The organism is Streptomyces sp. OfavH-34-F, from assembly GCF_022347745.1.
GTDB lineage: Bacteria > Actinomycetota > Actinomycetes > Streptomycetales > Streptomycetaceae > Streptomyces.
In genome coordinates this window covers 32,339-49,985 of the sequence record NZ_JAKRGC010000007.1, presented here as the reverse complement: position 1 = coordinate 49,985, position 17,647 = coordinate 32,339, and the positions used below count along the sequence as shown (strand labels likewise).

The window sequence follows — 17,647 nt, the reverse complement described above, 5'->3', positions numbered from 1 at the left end:
GAGCGCGAGCAGCACCGCCACCGCGACCGTGCCGCCGAGTACCGCGCCGGCGAGCACATCGTGCGGGTAGTGCACCCCCACGAGCACCCGCAGCAGCGCGGCGGCCCCCGCCAGCGGCAGGGTGAGCCACGCGAGGCGGGGGCGCAGCAGGGCGAGCCCGGCGGCCAGCGCGGCGGCCAGCGTCGCGTGGTTGCTCGGGAACGACCAGTCCCCCGCCGCAGGGCACTCGGCGACGGACTCGACGGCGGCCCCCAGCGCCCGGCACGGGCGCTCCTCGTCCACGACGAGCTTCACCGCTTCGCTGATCGCGTAGGCGAGGACGGTGCCGAGACCCGCGAGGACGACGCCCCCGACGCCGCGGGCGTCCCCCCGGCGGAACGCCGTCCATGCCACCCACACCAGCAGCAGCCCGAGGGCCACGAGCGTGCCCTCGGTCGCCGCTTCCAGCCAGAGGCCCAGCCCGTCCGGTGCCTTCGCCACGCTCTCGGTCAGCGAGCGGTACGCGGCTGCCGAGGCGCCGCCCGTCACCTCGACGGGACCGGGCTCGCCGAGCCCGCCGGGGGACAGCAGGGCGACGGTCCCCGCTCCCGCGCCCAGGACGGCCAGTGCGCCGAGCCGGCGGACGGCCGGGTTCTTCTTTCGCGGTTCTCTCTCCATGAGGCCCGAACCTAGGAGCGGGGGCGGCCGGGCGCCCGGGCCGAACGGCCCCGCCGCCCCCTGACGATCGTCGGGGTTGACGGCGTGGCCGACGGCCGTCAGCCGGGCAGGTCGCCGTCGCCGCCGAGGTTGGCGACGATGCGGCGCAGGACGTTGATCGTGGTCACGAAGTCGGCGGTGTCCACGCCCTCGTGCACCTGCTCGTGCACTCGCAGGTTGCGCTCCCTGGCCCGGACGCGCCCGGCCTCCCCCTCCTCGGTCAGCGTCATGAACCCGGCGTCCTCCGTCAGCCAGCCGCGGGCGACCAGATCGTCGAAGACCTCCTCGAAGTCGGTCCCGAGGTCGTCCCACGGGGCCAGCCGCGCGGTCAGCGCCTTCCGGGTCCAGGTGCCCGGCCCTCCGGCCACGTGGTTGAGCGTCCACCAGTGCGGCTGGGTGAGCCCCTCCACCGCCAGCTGCTCGCGCAGCGCCCCGACCACCAGCCGGCAGGCCACGCCGGTCCACGCGCCGATGGGCTGAGCGGCCAGTTCCTCCTGCGGGTACTCCTTGAGCGTCACGGTCATGTGCCTCTGCCTCTCCTCGTGATCAGCGGAACATGATCAACGTAGAAGCTCAAGCGCAGTTGAGGTCAAGCCGGACCGGGTGCCCTTCGCAGGGCCGTGCGCTCCTTCGTGCGGGCCGTCTCGTGGAGCATGCGGGCGAAGAGTTCGATCGCCCGGGTGCCGCCGTCCGAGCGCCACATCAGGCCGTAGCCGAGGGGGGTGTCGCCCTCCACCGGGACGTAGGTGACGCCGGGTCGGCCGTGGTACAGGGCGATGTGGGCACCGGCCAGGAGGGCTCCCCTGCCGGCGGCGACCAGGGTCAGGGCCTCCTGGAGGTTGGTGACGGACGGGCCCTGGCCGATGGCGGCGCCGCTGGGGGTGCGGGTGGGCAGGCGGTGTTCCAGCCAGTACTCCGGGATGTCGCCCGCGATGGTCAGCAGGGGCAGCCCGGCCAGGTCCTCCAGGGTCACCGCGGCCCGCGCGGCCAGCGGGTGGGCGGCGGCGACGGCGAGGACCCGGTCCTCGGTGAGGAGGGTGGGGCCGCGGGTCAGGTCGTCCTCGTGGACGGGGAAATCGGTCAGCTGGACGTCGAACTCGCCCGCGCGCAGCATGCCGTACGGGTCGGAGAGCGGGACCTCGCAGACCTCGACGGCGATGTCCGGATGGCTGGCGCGCAGCCGCTCGGTCGCCTCCATCACCATCTCGCCGGCCAGCGGGGTGGAGAAGCCGACGTGCAGGACGCCCTCGATGCCGCGTGCCGTCGCGGTGGCGCGGGCGAGGGCCTCCTCGATGCCCCGGTAGTGCGGTTCGAGGTCGTCGCGCAGGCGCCGGCCCAGAGTGGTGAGGGCCACGCGCCTGCTCGTACGGGTGAACAGCGGCGCCCCGACCCGGCGTTCCAGCTTCTGGACGAGCTGGCTGACGCGTGCGCGGGAGAGGTGCAGCCGGGTGGCGGTGCGTCCGAAGTGCAGCTCGTCGGCGAGCACGAGAAAGCATTCCAGTTCGCTCTGATCCACAGCCGTCTCCCCCGTGCGCGCCGATCGGTAAGCCCGGCTGAACGAACGTTGCGATGATCGCTGTTGTTCCCGCCAGGGCGATGGCGAAGGCTGAAGGCACCGACAACACCCCTTGCTCCGGAAGGAGTTCCTCGTCATGAGTGCCTTGAGTGCCACCGGCGGAATGAGCGCGCGCAAGTGGGGCATCCTGCTCGTCCTGTGCGGCGCGATCTTCCTCGAAGGCATCGACGTGGCCATGCTCAACGTGGCCCTGCCGTCGATCCGTACCGATCTGGGACTGTCCACCGGCGAGCTGCAGTGGGTCATGAGCGCCTACGTCCTCGGGTACGGCGGCTTCATGCTCCTCGGCGGACGGGCCGCCGACCTCTTCGGACGCCGTCAGATGTTCGTCTTCTGGCTCACCGTCTTCCTGCTGTTCTCCGGGCTCGGCGGCCTCGCGAACGACGGGTGGACGCTGATCCTCGCCCGGTTCGTCACGGGCGTCGCCGCGGCCTTCATGACCCCGGCGGGCCTGTCCATCATCACCACCGGTTTCGCCGAGGGCCCCGAGCGCAACAGGGCGCTCCTCGTCTACTCCGGCACCGCGGCGGGCGGGTTCACGGTCGGTCTGGTGGCCGGCGGGCTGCTGACCGCCGTCGGCTGGCGGTGGGTGTTCTTCGCCCCGGTCGTGCTCTCCCTCCTCATCCTCGTCGCGGCCCTCGTGTTCGTCCCCCGGTCGGAGCGGCCCGACCGGTCCGGCAAGCGCGTGGACGCGGCCGGTGCCTTCACCGTCACCGCCGCCCTGGTACTGATCGTGCTGGGCGTCGAGCGCGCCGCCCACGCGGGCGTCGCCGTCAGCGCGGGCACCCTGCTGGCCGGGCTGGCGTTCCTGGCGGCGTTCGTGCTCATCGAGCGGCGGTCCGCCGAGCCCCTCGTCCGCCTGGCGATCCTGCGCCACGGACCGCTGGTGCGGGCCAACCTGTCGGCGATGCTGTTCGCGGCCGGGTTCTTCGGGTTCCAGTTCCTGGTGGTGCTGTACCTCCAGGAACTGCGGGGCTGGTCGACGCTGGAGACCAGTTTCGCGATGCTGGTGATCGGCGTCGACGCGGTCCTCTCGCCGACGCTCACCCCCCGGCTCGTCGAGCGCTTCGGCAACGCCCGGGTGATCCTGGGCGGCCTCCTGCTCGCGGTGCTCGCCTACGGGCTGTTCCTGCCGGTGGGGGCGGACTGGAGCTACGCGGCGATGTTCCCGAGCCTGATCGTTCTCGGGCTGGCCTTCTCGCTGGCGTACGGCCCCCTGACCATCGTGGCGACGGAGGGCGTCGCCGAGGAGGAGCAGGGCCTGGCGGGCGGTCTGCTGTACACCGCCTTCCAGTTCGGTGCCGCGATCGGCCTCTCCGCCGTCACCGCGGTCAGCGTGGCCGCGACCCGTACGGACACGCCCGCCGGCCTGCTCGACGGCTACCGGGCCGGGCTGCTCGTCCCGTTCGCCGCGGCCGTCGCCGCAGCGGCCGTCAGCGCGTTCGGGCTGCGGACGCGCGGCGGGGGTACGGGCCCCGCCCCGGTGGACGCCGCCGGTTCGACCGAACCCGCCGCCACTCCCGCAGCGCACTGACCCCGCCCCGGCAGGACCCCGGCAACCAGCGAAAGGACAGGCCCATGACCCGAATCGTCAGCGAGTTCTCCGAGATCGAAGGCACCTTCCTCGACTACGTCCGCGAGATCAAGTACGCCACGATGGTCACCGTCGACCGCGAACAGCGCCCGCGCGCCCGTGTGCTGCTGCCCGTGTGGGAGATCGTCGACGGGGTGCCGGTGGGCTGGCTCGCCTCGTACCGCACCCCGGTGAAGAGCGCGCACCTGGCGAACAACCCGCACACGACGTACGCCTACTGGAGCCCTCGCCAGAACGCAGTCTTCGTGGACAGCGTCTCGACCTGGGCCGAGGACGAGGAGTCCAGGCTCCACGCCTGGCGGCTGTACCAGCGCGGCGGCCCGCCGGGCGTGGGCTACGACCCGGTCCGCTACTGGCGGGGCGGCCCCGGCGATCCGGGCTACCACGTGCTGCGGATCGCCCCGTGGCGCATCCAGCTCGTCCGCGGCACCGATCTCCGCGGCACGCTGTGGCGGAAGCGGGAACCGGACCCGGCGGGGGCCACCGGGAGCGGCCCGGCGGCCCGCGCCGCCTGAGCCCGACAGCCCCCGGCACCGGACACGACCGGACCGGACTCGTACGCGATCACCACCGCGCGAGTCCGGTTCCGTGCGTCCCGGCCGGCGGGCGGCGGGCGGTCACGGTGCCGGCGAGGCGGGGCGTCGCGCGCGGACACCCTGCCGGTGTCAGCCGAGGGGGCTCAGGTTCATCTCCTCGGGGCCCTCTCCGGCGGTGTTGGTGCAGCGGTGGTCACCGGCGGGCCGGCGGAGCTGGAGGGTGAGGCAGGTACCGAGGGCCTGCTGGCCGAAGCTGTTGGGGTGCAGGGACTCCTGACGCTCCCCCTGGCCCAGGCCGCTGGTCGCGAAGCGGACCCACTCGCTGGTGCGGCCGCTGGGCGGGTGCGCGAGGTCGGCGTGCCGGGTGGTGGCGGAGCACACTTCGCGCCCCTCGAAGGACCGGGAGAGGTCGAGGAACTCGGCGCCGCCCTCCTCGGCGGCCTCGGCCAGGACCGCGCTGATCGCGGGGACCAGGTCGTCGTGCGCCCAGGTGAGGTCCTGGTCGAAGAAGGGGCAGCCGCCGGTGGTGAGGCGGTCGTACTTCTCGCCGGGGTAGCGGACGCGGGCGGCGTCGGGGAGCGGGGACGGGTAGGACTGGAGGACGAGCCGGTAGGAGCCGTCCGGGTGTCCCGCGCGGCGCAGGGCGGTCCTCACATCGGTGAGGGTGTCGACGGCCGCCTGCCGTACGGCGGGCAGGCGTTCGGCGACCTTCTCGGAGGCGCCGGGCGCGCACGGGGACTTGCCGAAGGGCTTGAGGAACTTCTTCGCGCAGTCGGTGATGATGCCGGAGAAGCCGAGGTCGTTGCCGCCGATGGACACGACGACGGCACGCACCTGCTGCCCGTCCACCGCGTCGCGCAGCTGCCCGGCCTGCGAGGGCTCTCCCTTGAACGGCTCCCCGCCGTTCTCGGGCAGCAGGACCGCCGTGGACGTCGCGCCCGAGCAGGCGAGGTTGAGGCGGCGGACGTCGAGGGTGACGGACCGGACCTCGGCCACGTCGGAGCGGTTGCACCCGTCGTCGTAGGAGGCGCCGTAGACGCGGTGCGGGTCGGTGGTGCCGGTGGCCGCGTCCCAGGCCCGGTCGGTGCCGGCCCGGCCCTTGCCGCTCTCGTTGCTGTTGCCGGCCCAGCGCCCCGCCTCACCGGAGATGAAGCTGTCGCCCACCGACACCAGCAGCGGTGCCTCGGCGGCGGCCGGCGCGCTCCCGGACGCGGAGGCCGGCCCTGTACCCGTGATCGTGGCGACGCACACGGCGGCGGCCGCAGCGGCCAGCGCCCTGGAACGCCGTGAAGGGGAAGTCATCATGCTCCGGGTGTCGGCAGGCCGGGCCCGGTCGGTGAAGAGGGGGCGGCCTGTTTGCAGCCGAAAGGGTGAAGAAGGAGGCGTCGCGTTAACGGCCGAGGGCCCCGTTCACTGGTCCGGACGCGCTTGAAAGGGCAGCCGGGGCGGGCGCGGACAGGATGAGGAGGGCCGCCGCCGACCCAGCTGTGAGGGAGAACCATGAACGAGACCGACGCGGACGCGAGGGACCGGGAGGCCTGCGGCGCGGTGGACCTGCGGCGCGTCGGCGCGCACCCGGACCACTGGTATCCCGTGGCGCGGGCCGGGGAGGTGCGGGCCGGGAAGGTGGTCCCGGCCGTGTTCGCCGGGGAGCGGATCGCGCTCTACCGGGGGCGGAGCGGCGCCGTCCACGCGCTGGAGGACCGGTGCGCGCACCGGCAGGTACCGCTGAGCATGGGCGTCGTGGAAGGCGACGTGCTCCGGTGCCGGTACCACGCGTGGGCGTACCGCGGCGACGGCCGCATCTCGCAGATCCCGTATCTGACGAAGGACGACCGCAGGCCGCCGCGCGGGGTGCGCGGCTATCCCGTACGGGAGGCGTACGGCCTGGTGTTCGTCTTCCCCGGCGACCCGGAGAAGGCGGAGGCGACCCCGTTGCCGATGCTGCCGGCGTACGGCTCGCCGCACTACAAGACGCTGACGTACGCCCGGACCGTCCGCTGCCACTACTCGTTCATGCACGAGAACCTGCTGGACATGAACCACCAGTTCCTGCACCAGGGCGTCGTGGGCCGGCTCCGTCCGGAACTCCTCGGCCACGACGGCGACGCCCGTTCGGTGGAGGCCCGCTACCTCTTCACGCACACCGGGGGCAGGCGCGACGCCGGAGCGAGCGTGCTGGCGGCCGAGGGGATCTCGGGCGGCTCCAGCGATGTGATGACCATTCGCACGGAGTATCCGTACCAGACCCTGGAACTGCTGCCGGAGGGCGCCGCCCGGCCGGTCTTCAGCCTGTGGGCGGTGTACGTGCCCGTGGGCGCCGACCAGCGCGCCTGCCGCGTCTACGGCCACCTCATGATCAGGAAGCCCCGTGTCCCCGGCGCGCTCACCCTGGCCGCCCCCCTCATCAGGCGGTTCACCGAGCGCATCTTCGCCCAGGACCGGACGGCGGTCGAGGCGGAGCAGCGGGCCTGGGACGAGCAGGGCGAGGACCGCAACCACGAGGTGTTCTCGCTGATCCTGAACCTGCGGGAGACCCTGCGCGCCAACGGCGTCCCCCTGACCGCCGCCCCGGCGGGTCGGGGCGCGGCGGAGCCCTGCGGGGGCGCCGGCGTCTGCGGCACCCCGGTGCGGCCGTCGGCGGACCCGGCGCCCGTGCGCTGAGGGGCCGCGCCCCGGCGCGCTTGCGGGTTCAGAGGTGGTCGCCCGGGACGCCGATGGCCGCGGCGGCCTCCCGTACGTGGGGGATCGCCCGTTCGGCGAGGCCGGGGTCCGAGGTGACGACGTTGATCGCGGCGCGGACCGGCCAGCCGGGGAGGGGGGCGGCGACGCCGTGGGCGCCGGGGTTGACCTCGCCGTGGGTGATGACGTGGCCGGCTTCGCGGATGGCCTGGACGCGGTCGGGTTCGGCGGCGCGCGGGGGGCCGGAGGCCAGGGCGGCCAGGCCGCCGGAGCCGTGGTCGAGGGGGTCGCGGCTGCCCTTGCGGTACCAGAACAGGGGCCCGTCCGTGGGAGGTTCGGCGACGAGCGTGGTGACGGCGACGCTGCCGACGGCCTCGACCAGGCTGGCGGTGGCGTCGAGCCGGCGGGCGAGGCGCTGGAGGACGGGTTCGGCGACGGTACGCAGGCTGGGGCCGGGCGCGCCGACGAGGCCGGGCACGACCGGGCCCACCGTGTAGCGGCCGTCGTCGTCGCGTGCGGCGAACCCGGTCCGGTGCAGGGAGACGAGCAGGCGGTGCGCGATGGAGCGGTGGAAGCCCGTGGCCGCCGCCACCTGGCTGGTGTTCAGTCCTTCGGGGTGGCGGCCCAGTTCGACGAGGATCGCGAGTCCGCGTTCCAGGGTCTGCGAGCCGCCGCCCTCGGGCTCGTTGGGTGGGGTCACGGGGTCTCGTCCGGCAGCGGCTCGATCGTGGGGAGGATGGTGCCGCGGACCTCGCCCAGGCCGATGCGGCCGCGCGCGCCGGGGGCCGAGTAGCGCAGGACGACCTCGTCGCCGTCCTGGAGGAAGGTGCGCTCCTCGCCGCCGGCCTTCCAGGTCTCCCGGCCGCCCCAGGACAGCTCCAGGAACGAGCCGCGCTGCTCCTTCTCCGGCCCGGAGATGGTGCCCGACGCGTAGAAGTCGCCGACGCGCAGGGAGGCGCCGTTGACGGTGAGGTGGGCGAGCATCTGCGCGGGCGACCAGTACATGGAGGCGTACGGGGGGCGCGAGACGACGGTGCCGTTGACCTCGATCTCGACGTCGATGTCGTAGCCGGACGGGCCCTGTTCGCGCAGGTAGGGCAGGACGGCGGGCTCCTGTCCGGGGAGTTCGGTGCGGGCGTGTTCGAGAGCGGCGAGCGGGGTGACCCAGGCACTGACGGTGGTCGCGAAGGACTTGCCGAGGTTGGGGCCCAGCGGCACGTACTCCCACGCCTGGATGTCGCGCGAGGACCAGTCGTTGACGCCGGTGACGCCGAAGACGGTGTCGGTGAACTCGGCGGTGGAGACGCGCTGTCCGAGCGGGACGGTGCGGCCGACGACGAAGCCGAGTTCGGCCTCGATGTCCAGGCGCAGCGACGGGCCGAAGGTGGGCGCCGGGTCGGTGGGGGCCTTGCGCTGTCCGGCGGGGCGGTGGACGGGGGTGCCGGAGACGACGATGGAGCCGGCGCGCCCGTGGTACGCGACCGGCAGGTGGCGCCAGTTGGGCATCAGGGCGTCGCCGTCGGGGCGGAAGATCCGGCCGACGTTGGTGGCGTGGTCCACGGACGCGTAGTAGTCGACGTAGTCGCCGACCTCGAAGGGCAGGTGGAGGGTGACGTCGGCCAGCGGCACGAGCCGGACGCGGTCGCGGTGCGCGGTGTCGGTGAGCAGTTCGGTGGCCCAGGCGCGGACCGCGGCCCAGGTGGCGGGTCCTGCGGCCATGAGCGGGTTGAGCGCGGGGGCGTCGAGCAGCGGCGTCCAGTCGGGGCGCAGGGCGGTGGCCGCGGCCCCGAGGTCGAGGACGTGGTCGCCGATCCGGACGCCGATGCGGGGGGTGGTACCGGTGGTGGAGAAGACGGCGTACGGGAGGTTGTCGATGTCGTAACCGCTGCCGGCCGCGGCGTCGACCCAGGTGTCGGGGTGAGCGTGCATGTGTGGAGCCCTTCGGTGACGGGAAGCGGGTTGCGGCGGTCGGGCGGCTGTCAGGCGGTCGGGTCGAGGAGGCCCAGGGCGGCGAGGTCCTCCAGCGGTTCGAGCACGCTGCAGGACCCGTACGAGGTGAAGGCCGCCCGCGCCGCGACGGTTTCGGCGGGCGGGAGCGCGGTGACCGCGCGGGCCAGCGCCTCCGGGTCGCGTTCGGTGAGGGCCGCGCGGACGACGGGGCGGGGCGCCCCGGCGCAGGCGCGCGCCGTGGCGAGGAGCACGTTGAGGTAGCCGTGGTGCTCGAAGCCGGTGGCGGGGGCGGTGTGCCGGACGGCGTGGTGGAGCCCCGCGGTGCATTTGAAGGCGATGCCCGCGGCGACGGTGTCGGTGATCCACGCCGCCACCTCGTCCTCGCTGGGGAACGCGGTGGCCTCGGTGCCTCCGGTACGGAACTTCAGCCGGAAGCCGTGGCGTACGGCGGAGGCGAGGGCCTGCTCCCACGCGGGCGCGCCGGGGCGCGGGGCCTCGATGTACACGGCGCCGGGCAGGTCGAGGGCGGCCAGGGCGTCGAGCTGGGGGCGCAGGGGGCGCGCGGGGTCCGGTTTGACCTCCAGCGCGGCGAGGACGAGGCGGTCGCTCGCGGCGAGGGTGGCCAGGACGGCCGGGACGGCGGCGGACCCGGTCACGACGCTGACCCGCATGCCGTCGGGGTACAGGTCGGGTCCGGCGAGGTCGGTCAGCTCGCCGAGCCGGTCCGCGCCGATGACGAAGGGGCCGACGAGACCGGCGTGGGCGGACGCGAGGTGTTCGGCGTGCGCGGCGACGGCCTGCGGGAGCGGGGCCAGGCCGGGCGGGAAGACGGCGGCGTCGTCCACGAGACGGCGGAAGGCGAGAGGGAGGGGCACATCCGCACCCTAGCGGAGTGCCTTCGCAATAAGAACAGTCCCCGTTCTTTTATCGAGCAGAGGGGGTGAGGCGGGGCGGGCCGGGGCCGCTGCGGGAACGGGGCCGGCTCCCGGAGGAGTCCGCCGCCCCGCGTACGTCCCGCCGGGCCCCTGCCCGGGGTCGGGCCGCCGGTCAGCCGAAGACGACGGACCGTACCTTCAGCCGCTCGCCGGCGCCGCCGGTGAAGGGGCGCAGCCGGAACACGTCGCCCTGACAGTCCGCCTCGCTGAACACCATGGCCCAGGCGTCGGTGCGGTTCTTCGGGGAGTGGGCCGGCTCGGGGTTGTCCTCGCCGACGCCGGGCAGGTTGAGGCACACCCCGTCCTCGGGGTTGTTCAGGAAGCCCGACGCCTCGTAGCCCTCGACGGTCACGTAGTCGTAGCGGAACTGGCCGGTGGCGGCGGAAGCGGGGGCGGCGGTGGCGGTGACGGCGAGCAGGGCGGCACCGAGGACGGTGGTGAGGCCGGAGCGCAGACGCATGACCAGGTCTTTCTGCTGACGGGATGATTGCCGCGCCGATCTTCCCCCGCGACTCCGTCCCTCCCGGCCCGTTGTCACTCGTACGCATGATGCAGAAACGAATCTGCACCCCCGGTATCCCCCGACCGGCCCTGTCGGGAGGGGGGCGGGGCCTCTCCCACCACCGGGAGGGGCCTCCCCCGCCACCGGGGGCGGTGGGGGAGGCCGCGGGTTTCAGCAGGGGCGGATGTGGAAGACCGGGGTCCAGGAGGCGGTGCCTGAGCCCTTGGCCACGTGGGACCAGCGTTCGCTGCCGTCGCTGTTGTAGAAGCGGGCACGGGTGCCGGAGGTCTGGTTGTTGTTGAAGGTGCCGTCGCCGACACCGTTGAAGTCGTAGTAGCCGCAGTAGTAGTAGTCGTAGTCGACGCCGCGGCCGTCCCTGATGCACAGGTGCCCGTTGGCGCAGGCCAGCGCCGCGTTCGGGTGGGCCAGGTTACGGGTTTCGGTCTGTCCGGGGACGGGAAGCGTGGCGGTTCCGCCGGGGATGTCGAGGGCGTTCGCCGAGGTCTGGCGGGCGCGGGGCTCCTGGGCGAGCATCGCGTCCACCTGCCGCTGGAGCTGTCCGGCCTGCTGGTCGGTGAGGCCGGCGGCCCGCGCCTGCGCGGCGTAGGTCTGCTGCTGGTTCGGGGCGGTGGGGTTCACGGCGTGAGCGGACAGCGCCGGGCCTGCGACGAGGGCCGCGACGGCGGCCATCAGCCCGACGGACCGACGGAACGGGACACGCTTCAAGGTCTTCTCCTTGGGTTGGCCGTGCGCCTCTTTGAGGAGCACGGCCACACTTCCCAACCCGGCCCGGAATCAAGGAACATAGGGGCAAAGTTCACCATTGAGTGGCGCAGATGCCTTTTTTCGCACGCGCAGGAATTCACCGAGCAGCTGTGTCAGTGCCGGGCCGGGCGGCCGTGCGCGCCCGCATGACCACCGGCTCCGGTCCGGGCGAACCGTTCACGCCACCGGGGAGGCCCCGGCAAGATGGGAACGTGAGTTCAACGAACAGCCGTGGGTCCGTTCCGGCCATCAGCCTGTCCAAGGTGATCAAGTACGCGCCCGATCTGGTGCCCCACTACGAGGCGGCGGGCAGCAGCGTCCGGAACCACGGGCTGGAAGGGACGCGGGCCGCCGTCTACCTGGTGCTGGACCGCAGCGGGTCGATGCGGCCGTACTACCGGGACGGCACCATGCAGCGCCTGGCCGAACAGGTGTTGTCGCTGTCGGCTCACCTCGACGACGACGGCATCGTCCCGGTGGTGTTCTTCTCCACGGACGTGGACGGCTCCACCGATCTGGTGCTCGGCCGGCACCGGGGGCACGTCGACAAGCTGCACGCGAACCTCGGGCACATGGGCCGCACCAACTACCACTGGGCGATGGACGAGGTCATCGACCACTACCTCGCCTCCGGCAGCACGGCTCCCGCGCTGGTCGTCTTCCAGACCGACGGCGGGCCGACCAGCAGGCGGGCCGCCGAGAAGTACCTGTGCAAGGCGGCCCGGCTGCCCCTGTTCTGGCAGTTCATCGGGTTCGGCGACCCCGACGACAACGAGTTCGCGTTCCTGCGCAAACTCGACACCCTCGCCGTCCCGGCCCGCCGGGTCGTCGACAACGCCGGCTTCTTCCACGCCGGCCGGACGCCGGGGGCCGTGCACGACGACGTGCTGTTCGACCAGTTGCTCCAGGAGTTCCCCCAGTGGCTGGAGGCCGCGCGCGACGCGGGGGTGCTGTAGGGCGGGGCGGTGTTGCAGGGTGGGGCGCGGCGGTTCCCGGCCGGCGCTGGTGCCGGCGGGCGGGGGCGTGAAGCATGGAGGGGTGAAGAACCTCAGCGATGCACCCTCCCCCGTTCCCGTATCCATGCCCGTTCCCGCTTCCGTGCCCGTGCCCCTTCCCGCCGATGTGGCGGCGGCTGCCGACAGGATTCGTCCGTACGCCCGTCGTACGCCGATGCTCGATCTGGAGTTGGACGGGCGCCGGGTGCTGCTGAAGCTGGAGTACCTCCAGCGCAGCGGCTCGTTCAAGCTGCGCGGCGCGCTCAACGCGCTGCTCACCACGCCCCCGGACGACCATGTCGTGGCCGCGTCCGGCGGCAATCACGGGCTGGCGGTGGCGACGGCGGCGGCGCTGCTCGGCAGGTCCGCGACGGTCTACGTGCCGGTGACGGTGCCGGAGGCGAAGGCCCGCCGGATCGAGGCCGCCGGGGCGCGGCTCGTCCGGCACGGCGCGACCTTCGCCGAGGCGGCGTCGGCGGCGCTGGACGCGGCGGCGCGACCGCATCACCGGTTCATGCACCCGTACGACGATCCGGCGGTCGTCGTGGGCCAGGGCACCGTGGGCGCCGAGATCGTGGCCGACGAGCCGTCCGTCGACACGGTCGTCGCGGCCGTGGGCGGTGGCGGTCTCGCGGCCGGTACGGCGCTGGCGATCGGCGGCCGCGCGGTCGTGGCCGCCGAACCGGAGGACTGCCGCTGCCTGCACGACGCGCTGGCCGCCGGGAAGCCCGTGGACTCCCCCGTGGGCTCCGTGGCCGCGTCGGCCACGGGCGCCGCCCGGGTCGGCGAGGTCGCCTTCGAGATCCTGACCGCCCACGGCGTGACGTCCGTGCTGGTCGACGACGACGAGATCCTCCGGGCGCGCGACCTGCTCTGGGAGGAGTGCCGGATCGCGGTCGAACCGGCCGCCGCGATCTCGTTCGCCGCGTGGTTGGCCGGCCGGGTTCCGGGGAAGCGGCCGTGCCTGATCGTCTGCGGCGCGAACGCGGACTGGACGGCGGCGGGGTGAGGACGCCGTCGGCACGGGGGTGACGGGCGCCGGCTTCGCGAGTACGGGGCCGGCACCCCGGTGCGCGCCGGGGGGGGCGGACCGGGGGCGGATCGGCGACGGATCGGGTTCGGGTCAGCCGAGGCGGAGCGGGAGCCGTGCCGCCAGGTCGCCGAGTTCCGCCGTCTGCGCGGGCGTCGGGGCGCGGCGGCCCGTTCCGATCCGCAGCGCGTCGGCGTCCCGGAGCGAGGCGGGGAACGCGGCGCCCGCGACGGCCTCCAGCGCGGTCCGGGCCACCGCCAGGGTGTCGGCCGGTGGTTGCGGGGCCGCCGGCAGGTGGGCGACCAGGTCCAGGTGGTGCAGGGAGCCTTCGAGGACGTACGCCGTGAGGTAGTCCGCGACGGTGAGGACCTTGTCCTGGGTGCGGACGCGGGCGGCCGGGTCGGCGAGGCCGGCGGCGCGGACGGCCGCCGAGCCGACGTCGTCGATGTGGTGCTTGAGCCACCTCGGTTCGCCGTACGCCGCCGCCAGTCTCGGGATCAGCGCGTCGAGCGGGTCGTCGCCGCTCGGGGGTTCGGTGAGCAGTTCCCAGTAGCCGGGAGCGTCGGCGGTGACGGGCTCGTCGGCCGGGGTGGCCAGGGTGATCAGGACGTCCTGGGCGTCGATCACCAGATGGCACACCAGGTCCCGGACGAGCCACCCCGTACAGCCCGAGGGCTGCGCGAAGTCCTCGTCCGGGAGGCCGGCGACGGCGTCGAGCAGCGCCGTCCACGTGAGGGAGAAGGGATGCCGCCAGGTTAGACGGCCGCCGGCCCCGGCCGCCCCGCCCGGACCCGTGCTCTAGACCCGGTCCTCGCCGGCTTCCGGGCCCCGGCACCGGCCGAGGAAGTCCGTGACGAACCGCGCCCGCTCCTCGACGGGGGCGAGGGGCAGGTGCACCAACTCGTAGCCGTACGCGGTGTAGACGTCAGCCATCGACGCGTAGGTGCGCTCGGCCTGCGCGTAGGACTGGGTGCGTTCCGCGTCCTGTTCGTAGATCTCCGGCCAGGGCGGGGCGATGAGCACGCGGTGGTGGTAGCGGATCGTCCGGGCGGCGGCGTGGAGGTGGGCGGGGACGGGCAGCCCCTCCAGTCGCAGATAGCCCACGATGTCCGGGACGCCCCGGTCGAACAGGACCGGCGCCGTCGCCCCGGCGGTGGCGGTGGCCGTGCGGTAGGAGCGCAGTTCCCAGCAGAGCATCAACTCGGCGAAGAGCGCGCGATCGGCCCAGGGCAGCGCGGAGCCGCCGATCGCCCTCTGGTCCTGGATGACCCCGCGCCCCGCCTCGACGGAGCGCGCGTACCCCATCCCGTGCAGGTGGTCGATCAAGGTGCTCTTTCCGGAGCCGGGGCCTCCGGTGATGACGACGAACCGCTCCGGCTCAGGGGTCATACGGCGTGATCCTCTCCTTCTTCCGCGTTCCTCAGCGGCCCGGCCAGGCGATCGGGTCCACGGCGAGGAACGGTTCGCGCGCCACCGCCGCCGGGGTGGCCCCGGTGAACGCCATGACCTCGCGGTGGAGGTGGGACTGGTCCGCGTAACCCGTCTCGGCGGCCACGCGGGCCGCGCCCTCGCCCGCGACCAGGCGGTGCGCGGCGTGGTCGAAGCGGACCAGGCTCGCCGCGTGTTTGGGCGGCAGGCCCACCTGGGAACGGAAGCGGGACCACAGCCGCTTCCGGCTCCAGCCGACCTCGGCGGCGAGTTCCTCGATCCGGACCGCGCCGTGCCCGGCGGTGATCCGCCGCCAGGCCCGCGCCACCTCCGCGTCCACCGGCGGCCGGGCCGCGTACCGGCGGGCGACGAGGGTGTCCACGAGCGCGAACCGGTCCTGCCAGGAAGGGGTTTCGCCGAGCCGCTCCCGTATCCGCGACGCCTCGCGCCCCCACAGCGCCTCCAGCGGGACGACGGCGCCGTCGAGTTCGGCGGGAGGCACCCCGAGGACGGCGCGGGCGATCACCGGGGACAACCGCACCTGCACGCACTCGACGTTCTCCCCGCGCACCCGCACCGCGCCCCCGGAGCCGAATCCGGGGCCCGCCACGAAGCAGCCGCGTTGCGGGCCACCGGTCGCGGAGTCGAGGACGGGGGTACCGGCGCCGAATTCGAAAAGCAGCGTGACCGCCGGATGCGGGACCATGCGCAGCGCGTCCAGATCGTGCACGCGGAAGCCGGCCATGGCGACCCCGGCCACCCGGCCGGGCCCCCGGGGACGGGCGACACCCCACACGGCCGTACCGTGCGCGAACGTGTGCACCCTCCCATGCTACGAGAGGGAACATTCGTCCAATACGCGGGCGGGAGCAGGTGGCGACAGTGGGCTCATGACTGCTTCCGAGAAGACCACGACCGCCCTCTCGGCGGTGACGCTGGACGACGGCGACACCCTTCGGGTGTGCCAGGACGGACCTCGCGACGCCCCCGTGCTCCTGCTCATCCACGGTTCGGCCTCCTCGGCGCGTTCCTGGGACGCGCTCGTCCCGCTGCTGGTGCGCGACGGGGCCCGCGCGCACCGTGTCGTCCGGGTCGATCTGCTGGGGCACGGCGGGTCGGACAAGCCGGACGACGGTTCGTACGCGATCCCGGACCAGGCGCGGCGGGTCGGCGGGGTGCTGGACCGGCTGGGGGTCGGGCGCGCCGTGGTGGTGGGCCATTCCAGCGGCGGGGTGACGGCCACGGCGCTGGCGGAGCTGCGGCCCGACCGGGTGTCGGCGCTGGTGCTCGTCAACACGGGGCCCGGCCTGGGGGCGTTCATCGCCCCGGAGGCACAGGACTCCGCAGGTCCCGTGCAATGGCCGCCGGCCGACGAGCAGATCCGGCAGCTCGCGAGTACGGGTTTCAGCCGTCCCGGCTACCGGGTACCGGACGCGCTGCTGGACGAGGTGCGGGCCATGACCGCGCACACCTTCGCCGCCACGATGCGGGCCACCCGCGCCTACCTGGCGGAGCGGGCGCTGCCGGAGCGGCTCGCGGTGCTCGGCAAGCCGCTGCTGGTGCTCTTCGGCGCGGAGGACCGCCGCTGGCGCGCCTCGTCGGCCGCGGACTACCGCGTCGTCCCGGGCGCGCGTGTGGAGCTGCTGGCGGGGCTGGGGCACTCGCCGATCCTGGAGGACCCGCCGCGCGTGGCCGGTCCGCTGCTGGACTTCGCCGCGCTGCACGGCTGAGGAGGACCGGCGGCCGGGCGGGGAGCGGGCGGGGCGCCGGGCGGGGAGCGGGCCGGGCGGCCCGCTCCCCACCGCTCACGGGCGGTCCAGAGCGGCCTCCACCTCGTCCATCACCTGCTGCCAGTGCTCCCGCCGGCGTTCGCGTTCCTCGGCGCTCGCCAGGTGCTCCTGGTGGAAGCGGAGCATCGTACGGGCGCCGTGCGCCGCCGGGGCCATGGCCACCTGGAGGGTGGTGGTGCCGTGGGTGACGCGGATGCGGTCCGCCGGGCGGTAGCCGCGTACCTCTCCGGTCACGCCCGCCGCCGTCCGGTACGGCGCGCCGCGCTCGGGGGTCAGCTCCGTGTCCGAGCCGAGCCAGAGGGCGAGCCCTTCGGGGCCGCTGATGAAGTCCCAGACGACGGACGGGGGGTGGGGCAGGGTGCGGGACACGCCGATCTGCCAGCCCGCGTCCCTGGTGAGTCCGGTGGGCATCGGTCATCCTTCCTCGGAGTGGCGGGCGCGCAGCGCCCTGACCTTGTGTCGGTTGCCGCAGTGCTCCATCGAGCACCAGCGGCGGCGGCCGGGGCGCGAGGTGTCCACGTAGATGAGGTGGCAGTCCTCGGCGGAGCAGGTGCGGATGCGGTGGACGTGGGGGCCGGTCAGCAGCTCGACGGCGTCGCGGGCGACGGTGGCGGCCAGCGCCGTGCCCCGGGGGGCACCGGCCCAGCGGCGGCGGCCGTCCGGGCCGACGGCGGGCGCCAGGGCCGGGCGGGCGGCGGTCTCGTTGATGACCGCCAGGTCCGCGGGCGGGTGGGGTTCGCCGCGCGTATGGGCGATGACCACCCGGAACAGCGCGTCGCGCAGCCCTCGTACCAGGGCCACCTCCGTCGCGGAGACGGCCACGTCGGGGGTCGGGGTGAGCCGGGAGCGTTCCGCCCAGGCGGTGACGTCGGCGGGTTCGTGCAGCACCTCGTACCGCTGGTAGGGGCCGGGCCCGCCGGTCGTCAGCAGCTCCAGGCACAGCGCGCCCGGGTCGAAGCGGTACGCGGCGCCCGTGGTGGAGCGCAGCGTCAGACCGGGCGACGGCGCCTCTGCTCTCTCCGCAGCATTCATGTAACCACTATAAACGGTTACACCGACAACGCCAGGGATATCGGGCCGCCACCTGCCCCCGTACCGCCGCACGAGCACCCGTCGAGCACCCGTCGAAGAGGGCTCCAGCGTGAACCGGCACCGTGACGGACGTGCA

Annotated in this window: 19 protein-coding genes and 1 pseudogene; 6 read left to right on the top strand and 14 right to left on the bottom strand. The window is 74.0% G+C overall.

Features of this window, described 5'->3' with window-relative positions; genetic code table 11:
- Positions 1–18: 18 nt before the first annotated feature.
- The 3 genes and pseudogenes from MHW47_RS03045 to MHW47_RS03035 form a co-directional block, all read right to left on the bottom strand.
- A pseudogene (locus MHW47_RS03045) lies at positions 19–657 on the bottom strand (phosphatase PAP2 family protein); the annotation flags it as partial.
- A gap of 98 nt (positions 658–755) precedes the next feature.
- Positions 756–1,220, bottom strand: a complete 465-nt coding sequence (locus MHW47_RS03040; RefSeq protein WP_239221018.1) for a MarR family transcriptional regulator — start codon at positions 1,218–1,220, stop codon at positions 756–758.
- Positions 1,221–1,285: 65 nt separating this feature from the next.
- Positions 1,286–2,212 carry a LysR family transcriptional regulator gene (locus MHW47_RS03035; protein ID WP_239221017.1) on the bottom strand — a complete coding sequence of 309 codons (927 nt, stop codon included), beginning with the start codon at positions 2,210–2,212 and terminating at the stop codon, positions 1,286–1,288.
- A gap of 163 nt (positions 2,213–2,375) precedes the next feature.
- On the opposite strand from MHW47_RS03035, the gene MHW47_RS03030 reads away from it, so the two are divergent.
- Both MHW47_RS03030 and MHW47_RS03025 read left to right on the top strand, forming a co-directional pair.
- Entirely contained in the window at positions 2,376–3,806 is a 1,431-nt protein-coding gene (locus MHW47_RS03030; protein ID WP_239221038.1) for an MFS transporter, read from the top strand.
- A gap of 44 nt (positions 3,807–3,850) precedes the next feature.
- Complete coding sequence (locus MHW47_RS03025; protein WP_239221016.1) at positions 3,851–4,381, top strand: pyridoxamine 5'-phosphate oxidase family protein; 531 nt, start codon at positions 3,851–3,853, stop codon at positions 4,379–4,381.
- Positions 4,382–4,531: 150 nt separating this feature from the next.
- Here the strand turns inward: MHW47_RS03025 and MHW47_RS03020 are convergent, their stop codons facing one another.
- A complete protein-coding gene (locus MHW47_RS03020; RefSeq protein WP_239221015.1) occupies positions 4,532–5,707 on the bottom strand; it encodes a GDSL-type esterase/lipase family protein in 1,176 nt (391 codons plus the stop codon).
- 195 nt (positions 5,708–5,902) lie between these two features.
- Between MHW47_RS03020 and MHW47_RS03015 the strand changes: the two genes are divergently transcribed.
- Positions 5,903–7,066 carry an aromatic ring-hydroxylating dioxygenase subunit alpha gene (locus MHW47_RS03015; RefSeq protein WP_239221014.1) on the top strand — a complete coding sequence of 388 codons (1,164 nt, stop codon included), beginning with the start codon at positions 5,903–5,905 and terminating at the stop codon, positions 7,064–7,066.
- Between the two features lie 28 nt (positions 7,067–7,094).
- Here MHW47_RS03015 and MHW47_RS03010 read toward each other — a convergent pair whose 3' ends face one another.
- The 5 genes from MHW47_RS03010 to MHW47_RS02990 form a co-directional block, all read right to left on the bottom strand.
- Complete coding sequence (locus MHW47_RS03010; protein ID WP_239221013.1) at positions 7,095–7,784, bottom strand: IclR family transcriptional regulator; 690 nt, start codon at positions 7,782–7,784, stop codon at positions 7,095–7,097.
- Positions 7,781–9,013, bottom strand: a complete 1,233-nt coding sequence (gene fahA / locus MHW47_RS03005) for a fumarylacetoacetase (RefSeq protein ID WP_239221012.1) — start codon at positions 9,011–9,013, stop codon at positions 7,781–7,783. The genes MHW47_RS03010 and fahA overlap by 4 nt, the downstream gene beginning before the upstream one ends.
- 50 nt (positions 9,014–9,063) lie before the next feature.
- Entirely contained in the window at positions 9,064–9,909 is an 846-nt protein-coding gene (locus tag MHW47_RS03000) for a hypothetical protein (RefSeq protein ID WP_239221011.1), read from the bottom strand.
- Positions 9,910–10,081: 172 nt separating this feature from the next.
- Positions 10,082–10,429 (bottom strand): hypothetical protein, encoded by a 348-nt coding sequence (locus MHW47_RS02995; RefSeq protein WP_239221010.1) that lies wholly within the window; start codon positions 10,427–10,429, stop codon positions 10,082–10,084.
- A gap of 213 nt (positions 10,430–10,642) precedes the next feature.
- Complete coding sequence (locus MHW47_RS02990) at positions 10,643–11,197, bottom strand: hypothetical protein (protein WP_239221009.1); 555 nt, start codon at positions 11,195–11,197, stop codon at positions 10,643–10,645.
- A gap of 251 nt (positions 11,198–11,448) precedes the next feature.
- Between MHW47_RS02990 and MHW47_RS02985 the strand changes: the two genes are divergently transcribed.
- Complete coding sequence (locus MHW47_RS02985) at positions 11,449–12,192, top strand: VWA domain-containing protein (protein ID WP_239221008.1); 744 nt, start codon at positions 11,449–11,451, stop codon at positions 12,190–12,192.
- A gap of 124 nt (positions 12,193–12,316) precedes the next feature.
- Complete coding sequence (locus tag MHW47_RS02980; RefSeq protein ID WP_239221007.1) at positions 12,317–13,240, top strand: serine/threonine dehydratase; 924 nt, start codon at positions 12,317–12,319, stop codon at positions 13,238–13,240.
- Between the two features lie 114 nt (positions 13,241–13,354).
- Here the strand turns inward: MHW47_RS02980 and MHW47_RS02975 are convergent, their stop codons facing one another.
- The 3 genes from MHW47_RS02975 to MHW47_RS02965 all read right to left on the bottom strand — a co-directional run bounded on the left by MHW47_RS02975 (position 13,355) and on the right by MHW47_RS02965 (position 15,512).
- Positions 13,355–13,981: a maleylpyruvate isomerase N-terminal domain-containing protein gene (locus MHW47_RS02975; protein ID WP_239221037.1), complete on the bottom strand. Its 627-nt coding sequence runs from the start codon at positions 13,979–13,981 to the stop codon at positions 13,355–13,357.
- Between the two features lie 78 nt (positions 13,982–14,059).
- Positions 14,060–14,650, bottom strand: coding sequence for an AAA family ATPase (locus MHW47_RS02970; protein WP_239221006.1), 591 nt, complete (start codon positions 14,648–14,650; stop codon positions 14,060–14,062).
- A gap of 31 nt (positions 14,651–14,681) precedes the next feature.
- Positions 14,682–15,512 carry an AraC family transcriptional regulator gene (locus MHW47_RS02965; RefSeq protein ID WP_239221005.1) on the bottom strand — a complete coding sequence of 277 codons (831 nt, stop codon included), beginning with the start codon at positions 15,510–15,512 and terminating at the stop codon, positions 14,682–14,684.
- Between the two features lie 67 nt (positions 15,513–15,579).
- Here MHW47_RS02965 and MHW47_RS02960 point away from each other — a divergent pair, with 67 nt between their 5' ends.
- Complete coding sequence (locus tag MHW47_RS02960; RefSeq protein ID WP_239221004.1) at positions 15,580–16,419, top strand: alpha/beta fold hydrolase; 840 nt, start codon at positions 15,580–15,582, stop codon at positions 16,417–16,419.
- A gap of 75 nt (positions 16,420–16,494) precedes the next feature.
- Here MHW47_RS02960 and MHW47_RS02955 read toward each other — a convergent pair whose 3' ends face one another.
- Both MHW47_RS02955 and MHW47_RS02950 read right to left on the bottom strand, forming a co-directional pair.
- On the bottom strand, positions 16,495–16,890 hold the full coding sequence (locus tag MHW47_RS02955) for an SRPBCC domain-containing protein (RefSeq protein ID WP_239221003.1): 396 nt from the start codon (positions 16,888–16,890) through the stop codon (positions 16,495–16,497).
- Between the two features lie 3 nt (positions 16,891–16,893).
- Positions 16,894–17,511, bottom strand: coding sequence for an ABATE domain-containing protein (locus MHW47_RS02950; RefSeq protein ID WP_239221002.1), 618 nt, complete (start codon positions 17,509–17,511; stop codon positions 16,894–16,896).
- Positions 17,512–17,647 lie beyond the last annotated feature (136 nt).

Bases quoted from the DNA above. Each gene is read 5' to 3' on its own strand.
- MHW47_RS03040 (WP_239221018.1), bottom strand. From the start codon at position 1,220: ATGACCGTGACGCTCAAGGAGTACCCGCAGGAGGAACTGGCCGCTCAG.
- MHW47_RS03030 (WP_239221038.1), top strand. From the start codon at position 2,376: ATGAGCGCGCGCAAGTGGGGCATCCTGCTCGTCCTGTGCGGCGCGATC.
- MHW47_RS03025 (WP_239221016.1), top strand. From the start codon at position 3,851: ATGACCCGAATCGTCAGCGAGTTCTCCGAGATCGAAGGCACCTTCCTC.
- MHW47_RS03020 (WP_239221015.1), bottom strand. From the start codon at position 5,707: ATGATGACTTCCCCTTCACGGCGTTCCAGGGCGCTGGCCGCTGCGGCC.
- MHW47_RS03015 (WP_239221014.1), top strand. From the start codon at position 5,903: ATGAACGAGACCGACGCGGACGCGAGGGACCGGGAGGCCTGCGGCGCG.
- fahA (WP_239221012.1), bottom strand. From the start codon at position 9,013: ATGCACGCTCACCCCGACACCTGGGTCGACGCCGCGGCCGGCAGCGGT.
- MHW47_RS02995 (WP_239221010.1), bottom strand. From the start codon at position 10,429: ATGCGTCTGCGCTCCGGCCTCACCACCGTCCTCGGTGCCGCCCTGCTC.
- MHW47_RS02980 (WP_239221007.1), top strand. From the start codon at position 12,317: ATGCCCGTTCCCGCTTCCGTGCCCGTGCCCCTTCCCGCCGATGTGGCG.
- MHW47_RS02970 (WP_239221006.1), bottom strand. From the start codon at position 14,650: ATGACCCCTGAGCCGGAGCGGTTCGTCGTCATCACCGGAGGCCCCGGC.
- MHW47_RS02960 (WP_239221004.1), top strand. From the start codon at position 15,580: ATGACTGCTTCCGAGAAGACCACGACCGCCCTCTCGGCGGTGACGCTG.
- MHW47_RS02955 (WP_239221003.1), bottom strand. From the start codon at position 16,890: ATGCCCACCGGACTCACCAGGGACGCGGGCTGGCAGATCGGCGTGTCC.
- MHW47_RS02950 (WP_239221002.1), bottom strand. From the start codon at position 17,511: ATGAATGCTGCGGAGAGAGCAGAGGCGCCGTCGCCCGGTCTGACGCTG.